The following is an 8155-nucleotide window of genomic DNA, read 5'->3' on the forward strand; positions in this document are numbered from 1 at the left end:
TTTCAACCAGAAACGCTGGGAGCCGCCGGCCAGAGCCTTGCGCGATATAAACCAGAGAACGATTCAATGATTAAGGGACAATGCCAGACAGGGTCGAAAAGTGCCGGATACGGGAACAATCTTAATTTTGAACTTTTATAAAAAAGTGCAGTCCGCGTACAACACCTAACTTTGAAAAGTGCCACCAATATGATGGCACTCGAGACGGTAGTTTGCTATCGCAACAATCTGTATGTTTCTTGAACAGTACAGATGGAGTTCTAACGAAACTTGCTTCATGCATTCCTGTTCTTTATATACGGAACAGCCACCCATAAAAAATGGGCATCCGAAGTATCGGCTTGCCCATTTTTCAATACGGTTCTCCCTGCTATCGAGGGAGTTCGCAACAGTTATGGATTGACGCTGTCTTTCAGCGATTTGCCTGGCTTGAAAGCTACGGTGTTGCTGGCCTTGATCTTCACCGGCTCACCGGTTTGCGGGTTCTTGCCGGTACGGGCGCCACGGTGACGCTGCAGGAAGGTTCCGAAACCTACCAGGGTGACGCTGTCTTTACGATGCAGGGCGCCGGTGATTTCTTCGAGAACGGCGTTGAGAACGCGGTTGGCTTGTTCTTTGGTCAGATCCGCTTTTTCAGCAATTGCAGCGGCGAGTTCTGGTTTACGCATAGTGAAGCCTCTTTGACGGTTTTTTGTTGTTATGTCCGTGCTGTTCTTCCGGAACAGCGCCCAAGGCGCCGCAGGCTCTACTCTGCGGCAGACGGGTGTGAGGATGGCACGCGGTTAGGAGTGGCGCCAGTCTCTGCGCGACCTTTGTAGCGGCAAACACATGATTATTCCGACAGAACGACCGGTATTTAGGCCAATAAGCCGGGAAGCTCCTTGTTCAGGGCCAATTTCTCCATGACCGCGGCCCCGGTCAGGGCATAACCCAGCAGCTTGCCGCTGGCATCGCGGCACAGCGCCTTGATGTCGGCGCCCTGCCCCTCGACCGCCCACACGCCTTCCAGGCCGCGTGGCGGTGGCGAAACCACCAATGGACAGACCGGGGTTTTCACGGTGATCGGCATCGGCCCGTAACTGACTGCCGTCGGGTTACCCGCCAGGGTTTGTGCCAGCGCTCGCGCACAACTCATGAGGGGCATGACGTACAGCAAATTCAGCCCATCGACCTCGGCGCAGTCACCCAAGGCATAGATGTTGGCGTGGGACGTCTTGAGATGCCGGTCCACCACCACCCCGCGGTTGACCATCAACCCCGCGGCGGCGGCCAGGTCGATGCGTGGGCGCAGGCCGATCGCCGACACCACCAGATCGCAGGCGATCACCTCGCCGTCGGACAGATGCGCTTCGAGGCCATCCGCTGTGCGCTGCAAGCGATTGAGCACCGGCCCCAGATGGAAGCGCGCGCCCAGGCTTTCCAGCCCGGCCTGTACCGCGGCAGCTGCCGCAGGATGCAACAGCGTCGGCATGACCTGCTCGCAAGGCGCTACCAGGTCCACTTCATAACCGCCGAGGATCAGGTCGTTGGCGAACTCGCAGCCGATCAGGCCGGCGCCCAGCAGCAACACCCGGCGCTTGCCGGCCGCGGCCGCGCGAAAGCGCGCGTAGTCTTCCAGGTCGTTGATCGGGAAAATCAGGTCGCCGGCATCGCCCTCCACCGGTACACGCACGGTTTCCGCGCCCCAGGCGAGGATCAGGTCGCGGTAGTTCACCGCTTCTTCACCAATCCACAGGCGCTTGTGGCCAGGGTCGATGCCGCTGATGCGGGTATGGGTGCGCACCTCGGCCTTCAACTGCTCGGCCATGGCGCCGGGTTCGGCCATGCTCAGGCCGTCGGCTTCCTTGTTCTTGCCGAAGCCGGTGGAAAGCATCGGCTTGGAATAGGAACGTCCGTCATCGGCGGTAATCAGCAGCAGCGGCGTTTCGCTATCGAGCTTGCGAAACTCTCGGGCCAGGTTGTAGCCGGCCAGCCCGGTGCCCACGATGACGACAGGTGCGTTCATTCCTTACTCCTTCAGGTTCAGGGGATCACCAGGTTGTGATCAGCCGATCTCGATCATTTCGAAATCCATTTTGCCGACTCCGCAATCCGGGCAGAGCCAGTCTTCAGGCACGTCTTCCCAGCGGGTACCGGGCACGATTCCGTCGTCCGGCCAGCCGTCGGCTTCGTTGTAGATCAGGCCGCAGACCACACATTGCCACTTTTTCATTTACGCGTTTCCTCAGGTTCTCAGGCTGTTGCCGGCGGGATGGTCGATGAATCGACTCTGGATGACGCCAGGGGGCGCGTCCGGCCCAGCGCGTTTTGTACTGATGAGCACCGACGGATGCAAGCACGTTCGCTGCGGACGGCCGCTCCATTGCGGCAAAATCGCCTGTCGCCATGCTAAGCTCGCGGCCTCATTTGCTGCCAATAATGACCCACTGTGCCGCACTCAATCTCTCCATTTTCCACCCCGGACTGGCTCTCGCAAAGCCGGCTGACGCCCCTCCCCGACGCACAGACCCTCGATTGGCTGTTCGATGAAGGTTCGCTGACCCAGCGCCTGACCCGTCTCTCCAATGACGGTTTCAGCGTGACGCCGCTGGTCGAGGGCTGGCAGACCCTGCGTGCCGACGAATGCGCCGCGCTGGACCTGCCGCTAGGTAGCCAGGGCTGGGTACGCGAGGTGTATCTGCGCGGTCACGGCCAGGCCTGGGTATTCGCCCGCAGCGTGGCGGCCCGTAGCGCCCTGCAGGATGGCGGGCTGAACATGGACGAACTGGGCAGCCGCTCCCTGGGCGAACTGCTGTTCTGCGACCAGGCCTTTGCGCGCCGCCCCATCGAGGTCTGCCATTACCCACGCCCGTGGCTGCCCGACGAGGTGCAAGCCGATGACCTCTGGGCCCGCCGTTCACGCTTCGATCGCGCAACCCTGAGCGTGCTGGTCGCCGAAATCTTCCTGCCGTCCCTGTGGAGCGCCGTCGGCGCCCAGCCGGAGAACCGCTGATGTATCAGAGCCTGCTCAAATCCCTCAACCGCCTGAATCCGCGCGCCTGGGACTTTATCCAGCTGACCCGCATGGACAAGCCGATCGGCATCTACCTGCTGCTCTGGCCGACCCTCTGGGCCCTGTGGATTGCCGGCGAAGGCTCGCCATCGCTGGCCAATATCGTGATTTTCGTCCTCGGCGTGACCCTCACCCGGGCCGGCGGTTGCGTGATCAACGACTGGGCCGACCGCAAGGTCGACGGCCACGTGAAGCGCACCGAACAGCGTCCGCTGGTCAGCGGCAAGATCAGTTCCAAGGAAGCCCTGGTGTTCTTCGCCGTGCTGATGTTCATCAGCTTCCTGCTGGTGCTGTGCACCAACGCGGCGACCATCTGGCTGTCGCTGGGCGGCCTGGCCCTGGCGGCCACCTACCCCTTCATGAAGCGCTACACCTATTACCCGCAAGTGGTGCTGGGCGCCGCGTTCTCCTGGGGCATCCCGATGGCCTTCACCGCCGAGACCGGCGAGCTGCCGGCCACCGCCTGGCTGTTGTACATCGCCAACCTGCTGTGGACCGTGGGTTATGACACCTATTACGCGATGACCGACCGCGACGACGACCTGAAGATCGGGGTGAAATCCACCGCGATCCTGTTCGGCGAAGCCGACCGGGTGATCATCCTGACCCTGCAGGGCCTGGCGCTGGGGTGCCTGCTGCTGGCGGGCGCGCGTTTCGAGTTGGGTATCTGGTTCCACCTGGGTTTGCTGGTGGCGGCCGGGTGTTTTGCCTGGGAGTTCTGGTACACCCGCGATCGCGACCGGATGAAGTGCTTCAAGGCCTTCCTGCATAACCACTGGGCGGGGTTGGCGATTTTCCTGGGGATAGTCGTGGATTACGCGGTTCGCTGAGGATCGTGATCGCGGGCCAGCCTCGCTCCTGCGCAGGAAAGAGGCTGGCCCGCGATAATCGCCCTGCCATCAATCAGGCTTGGCTACTTTCCAGGCGCCGTCCATCTTGCCGTCGCCGGTCATGTCACCGGCTTTCTTGTCCATCACGAAGGTGTACAGCGGCTTGCCGTCGTAGGCCCACTGCATGGAGCCGTCGTCACGCTTGATGACGGTCCACTCGCCCATGGCCTTGTCGCCGCTGGCGGCCATCAGCGGCGGCCAGTTGGCGGCGCACTTGTCGTTACACATGGACTTGCCATCGGCATCCTTGGCAAAGGTGTACAGGGTCATGCCCTTGTGGTCGACGTACATACCGTCTTTGACCATCGCCGGTTCCGCGGCGAACGCCAGCCCCGGCAGGGCCAGCGCAGCGCTCAGCAACAGGGTTTTCCAGGATTGCGTGAGTTGAGTCATAGAAACCTTCTTTGGTGGTTGTCAGGATTCGGACCCAAAGCTTAGTCCACGAATGCAGCCCTCGCCCCAGCACCTAAAATACTGTCACACGACTGCAATAATTCCGTTATCTAATGCGGCGCAAGACAGTTAAATGACAAGAGGATTAAGCATGGTTGGCAGGAGCATTCTGATCGTTGACGACGAAGCGCCCATTCGCGAAATGATCGCCGTTGCGTTGGAAATGGCCGGCTACGACTGCCTGGAGGCGGAGAACTCCCAGCAGGCCCATGCCATCATCGTCGACCGCAAGCCCGACCTGATCCTGCTCGACTGGATGCTGCCCGGCACCTCCGGCATCGAGCTGGCCCGGCGCCTGAAACGCGATGAGCTGACCGGTGACATCCCGATCATCATGCTCACCGCCAAGGGCGAAGAGGACAACAAGATCCAGGGCCTGGAAGTCGGCGCCGACGACTACATCACCAAGCCGTTCTCCCCTCGCGAGCTGGTCGCGCGCCTCAAGGCCGTGCTGCGCCGCGCCGGCCCGACCGACGGCGAGGCGCCGATTGAAGTCGGCGGCCTGCTGCTGGACCCAATCAGCCACCGCGTGACCATCGACGGCAAACCGGCCGAGATGGGCCCGACCGAATACCGCCTGCTGCAATTCTTCATGACCCACCAGGAACGCGCCTACACCCGCGGCCAGTTGCTGGACCAGGTCTGGGGCGGCAACGTCTACGTCGAAGAGCGTACCGTCGACGTGCATATCCGCCGCCTGCGCAAAGCCTTGGGCGATGCCTACGAGAATCTGGTACAAACCGTGCGCGGCACCGGCTACCGGTTCTCAACTAAAAGTTGAGAAAGCTGCAAGCCTCAAGCTGCAAGAAAGAGCAAAAGCAAACGCAGATCCGCTTCAACCTTGCAGCTTGTAGCTTGCAACTTGCAGCTGATCCGCTAAGGATCCCAAGTGAACCAGAACTGGCATGGCACCCTGATTCGCCACATGCTGCTGTTGGTCACCGGCTGCCTGCTGGTGGGCCTGATCAGCGGTTACTACGGCTGGAGCCTGGCCCTCGGCCTGGGGATCTATCTGGCCTGGACCCTCAAGCAACTGCTGCGCCTGCACGAATGGCTGCGCCTGCACCAACCTGATGAAGCACCGCCCGATGGCTACGGCCTGTGGGGCGAGGTGTTCGACAGCATCTACCACCTGCAACGCCGCGACCAACGGGTGCGCGGGCGCCTGCAAGCGGTGATCGACCGGGTCCAGGAGTCCACCGCGGCGCTGAAAGACGCGGTGATCATGCTCGACAGCGACGGCAACCTGGAATGGTGGAACCGCGCCGCGGAAACCCTGCTGGGCCTGAAGACCCCGCAGGACAGCGGCCAGCCGGTGACCAACCTGGTGCGCCATCCGCGCTTCAAGGAATATTTCGAGCAGGACAATTACAACGAGCCGCTGGAAATCCCCTCGCCGACCAACGACCGCGTACGCATCCAGCTGTACATCACCCGCTACGGCAACAACGAACACCTGATGCTGGTGCGCGACGTGACCCGCATCCACCAGTTGGAACAGATGCGCAAGGACTTCATCGCCAACGTCTCCCACGAGCTGCGCACGCCGCTGACGGTGATCTGTGGCTACCTGGAAACCCTGCTCGACAACGTCGAGGAAGTGAACCCACGCTGGAGCCGCGCCCTGCAGCAGATGCAGCAGCAAGGCGGGCGCATGCAGACCCTGCTCAACGACCTGCTGCTGTTGGCCAAGCTGGAAGCCACCGACTACCCGTCGGACAACCAGCCGGTGCCGATCGATGCGCTGCTGCAATCGATCAAGAGCGATGCCCAGGCGCTGTCCGGGGAGCGCAACCAGCGCATCACCCTGGAAGCCGACGCGCAGATCCAGCTCAAGGGCAGCGAGGCGGAACTGCGCAGCGCCTTTTCCAACCTGGTGTTCAACGCCGTGAAATACACCCCGGCCGAGGGCAACATCCGCATCCGCTGGTGGGGCGACGAGCAAGGCGCGCACCTGAGCGTGCAGGACTCGGGGATCGGCATCGACAGCAAGCACTTGCCGCGCCTGACCGAACGCTTCTACCGGGTCGACTCCAGCCGCAACTCCAACACCGGCGGCACCGGCCTGGGCCTGGCCATCGTCAAGCATGTGCTGCTGCGCCACCGGGCGCGCCTGGAGATCAGCAGCGTACCCGGCCACGGCAGCACTTTTACCTGCCATTTCGCCCCGGCCCAGGTGAAAAGATTCCGTGCCGGCACCCTGACCGACCAGCGGTGACAGCCACGCGCCACTAGGCAATCGCCCTGCCAGCCGCTACATTGGCTGGCTTGCGCCTGCCATTGCGCCGCGCATTTCTCTCTTTTTCGAATACACGGAACCCGCAAAACTCCATCATGGACCCTTCCCCTGGTTTTACCCTCGCGTCTCTTTTCGCCGACTTCGGCATGATTCTTTTTGCACTGCTCCTGGTTCTGCTCAACGGCTTTTTCGTAGCCGCCGAGTTCGCCATGGTCAAACTGCGCTCGACCCGGGTCGAGGCCATCGCCCACAAGAACGGCTGGCGCGGACAGATCCTGCGCACCGTACACAGCCAGCTGGATGCCTACCTTTCCGCGTGCCAGCTGGGTATCACCCTGGCCTCCCTCGGCCTCGGCTGGGTCGGTGAACCGGCCTTCGCGCACCTGCTGGCGCCGCTGCTCAGCGCCGTGGGCGTGGACTCGCCGGAAGTGGTCAAGGGCGTGTCGTTCTTTACCGCCTTCTTCATCATTTCCTACCTGCACATCGTGGTCGGCGAGCTGGCGCCCAAGTCCTGGGCGATCCGCAAGCCCGAGCTGCTGTCGCTGTGGACGGCGGTGCCGCTGTACCTGTTCTACTGGCTGATGTACCCGGCGATCTACCTGCTCAACGCCAGCGCCAACACCATCCTGCGCATCGCCGGTCAGGGCGAGCCCGGCCCGCATCACGAACACCACTACAGCCGCGAAGAACTGAAGCTGATCCTGCACTCCAGCCGGGGCCAGGACCCCAGCGACCAGGGCATGCGCGTGCTGGCCTCGGCCGTGGAAATGGGCGAGCTGGAAGTGGTGGACTGGGCCAATTCCCGGGAAGACCTGATCAGCGTGGAGTTCAACGCGCCGCTGAAACAGATTCTCGCCCTGTTCCGCCGCCACAAGTTCAGCCGCTACCCGGTCTACGACAGCGAGCGCAACGAGTTCGTCGGCCTGCTGCACATCAAGGACCTGCTGCTGGAACTGGCGGCGCTGGACCATATCCCCGAATCGTTCAACCTGGCCGAGCTGACCCGCCCGCTGGAACGCGTTTCCCGGCACATGCCGCTGTCGCAGCTGCTGGAACAATTCCGTAAAGGCGGTTCCCACTTCGCCCTGGTGGAGGAAGCCGACGGCAAGATCATCGGCTACCTGACCATGGAAGACGTGCTGGAAGTGCTGGTCGGCGACATCCAGGACGAACACCGCAAGGCCGAGCGCGGCATCCTCGCCTACCAGCCCGGCAAGTTGCTGGTGCGCGGCGATACCCCGCTGTTCAAGGTGGAACGCCTGCTGGGCATCGACCTGGACCATATCGAGGCCGAAACCCTCGCCGGCCTGGTCTACGAGACCCTGAAACGGGTACCGGAAGAAGAAGAGGTCATGGAAGTCGAAGGCCTGCGCATCATCATCAAGAAGATGAAAGGCCCGAAAATCGTCCTGGCCAAGGTGTTGATGCTCGATTGAGCAAGGCCTGAGCCCCCTATCGCGAGTAATCGACGCTCGATTGCTCGCGATCCCCTCCCCTGATGACACCCGCCCCGCAGATCGC

9 protein-coding genes are annotated in these 8155 nt (G+C 62.1%); 5 read left to right on the forward strand and 4 right to left on the reverse strand.

Annotated features, from left to right (window positions below):
• Positions 1-392: 392 nt before the first annotated feature.
• The 3 genes from DK261_RS03745 to DK261_RS03755 form a co-directional block, all read right to left on the reverse strand.
• On the reverse strand, positions 393-668 hold the full coding sequence (locus DK261_RS03745; protein WP_003213368.1) for an HU family DNA-binding protein: 276 nt from the start codon (positions 666-668) through the stop codon (positions 393-395).
• Positions 669-856: 188 nt separating this feature from the next.
• Entirely contained in the window at positions 857-2005 is a 1149-nt protein-coding gene (locus DK261_RS03750; protein ID WP_009051594.1) for an NAD(P)/FAD-dependent oxidoreductase, read from the reverse strand.
• A gap of 39 nt (positions 2006-2044) precedes the next feature.
• Positions 2045-2212: a rubredoxin gene (locus tag DK261_RS03755; protein WP_009051595.1), complete on the reverse strand. Its 168-nt coding sequence runs from the start codon at positions 2210-2212 to the stop codon at positions 2045-2047.
• Positions 2213-2428: 216 nt separating this feature from the next.
• On the opposite strand from DK261_RS03755, the gene DK261_RS03760 reads away from it, so the two are divergent.
• Positions 2429-2992, forward strand: a complete 564-nt coding sequence (locus DK261_RS03760) for a chorismate lyase (protein WP_110175292.1) — start codon at positions 2429-2431, stop codon at positions 2990-2992.
• Complete coding sequence (ubiA, locus tag DK261_RS03765; RefSeq protein WP_009051597.1) at positions 2992-3882, forward strand: 4-hydroxybenzoate octaprenyltransferase; 891 nt, start codon at positions 2992-2994, stop codon at positions 3880-3882. The genes DK261_RS03760 and ubiA overlap by 1 nt, the downstream gene beginning before the upstream one ends.
• Before the next feature lie 69 nt (positions 3883-3951).
• Here ubiA and DK261_RS03770 read toward each other — a convergent pair whose 3' ends face one another.
• Positions 3952-4335 carry a hypothetical protein gene (locus tag DK261_RS03770; protein WP_009051598.1) on the reverse strand — a complete coding sequence of 128 codons (384 nt, stop codon included), beginning with the start codon at positions 4333-4335 and terminating at the stop codon, positions 3952-3954.
• Positions 4336-4486: 151 nt separating this feature from the next.
• On the opposite strand from DK261_RS03770, the gene phoB reads away from it, so the two are divergent.
• The 3 genes from phoB to DK261_RS03785 all read left to right on the forward strand — a co-directional run bounded on the left by phoB (position 4487) and on the right by DK261_RS03785 (position 8070).
• Positions 4487-5176, forward strand: a complete 690-nt coding sequence (phoB, locus tag DK261_RS03775) for a phosphate regulon transcriptional regulator PhoB (protein WP_016703132.1) — start codon at positions 4487-4489, stop codon at positions 5174-5176.
• A gap of 144 nt (positions 5177-5320) precedes the next feature.
• A complete protein-coding gene (gene phoR / locus DK261_RS03780; RefSeq protein WP_231999353.1) occupies positions 5321-6613 on the forward strand; it encodes a phosphate regulon sensor histidine kinase PhoR in 1293 nt (430 codons plus the stop codon).
• A 116-nt stretch (positions 6614-6729) separates the two neighbouring features.
• A complete protein-coding gene (locus DK261_RS03785) occupies positions 6730-8070 on the forward strand; it encodes a hemolysin family protein (protein WP_009051600.1) in 1341 nt (446 codons plus the stop codon).
• Positions 8071-8155: the final 85 nt, after the last annotated feature.

This window comes from Pseudomonas sp. RW409, assembly GCF_003184125.1.
Taxonomy (GTDB): Bacteria; Pseudomonadota; Gammaproteobacteria; order Pseudomonadales; family Pseudomonadaceae; genus Aquipseudomonas; species Aquipseudomonas chlororaphis_I.

Excerpts from the sequence above, each read along its gene's own strand:
- DK261_RS03745 (WP_003213368.1), bottom strand. The coding sequence starts at position 668 with ATGCGTAAACCAGAACTCGCCGCTGCAATTGCTGAAAAAGCGGATCTG.
- DK261_RS03750 (WP_009051594.1), bottom strand. The coding sequence starts at position 2,005 with ATGAACGCACCTGTCGTCATCGTGGGCACCGGGCTGGCCGGCTACAAC.
- DK261_RS03755 (WP_009051595.1), bottom strand. The coding sequence starts at position 2,212 with ATGAAAAAGTGGCAATGTGTGGTCTGCGGCCTGATCTACAACGAAGCC.
- ubiA (WP_009051597.1), top strand. The coding sequence starts at position 2,992 with ATGTATCAGAGCCTGCTCAAATCCCTCAACCGCCTGAATCCGCGCGCC.
- DK261_RS03770 (WP_009051598.1), bottom strand. The coding sequence starts at position 4,335 with ATGACTCAACTCACGCAATCCTGGAAAACCCTGTTGCTGAGCGCTGCG.
- phoB (WP_016703132.1), top strand. The coding sequence starts at position 4,487 with ATGGTTGGCAGGAGCATTCTGATCGTTGACGACGAAGCGCCCATTCGC.
- phoR (WP_231999353.1), top strand. The coding sequence starts at position 5,321 with ATGCTGCTGTTGGTCACCGGCTGCCTGCTGGTGGGCCTGATCAGCGGT.
- DK261_RS03785 (WP_009051600.1), top strand. The coding sequence starts at position 6,730 with ATGGACCCTTCCCCTGGTTTTACCCTCGCGTCTCTTTTCGCCGACTTC.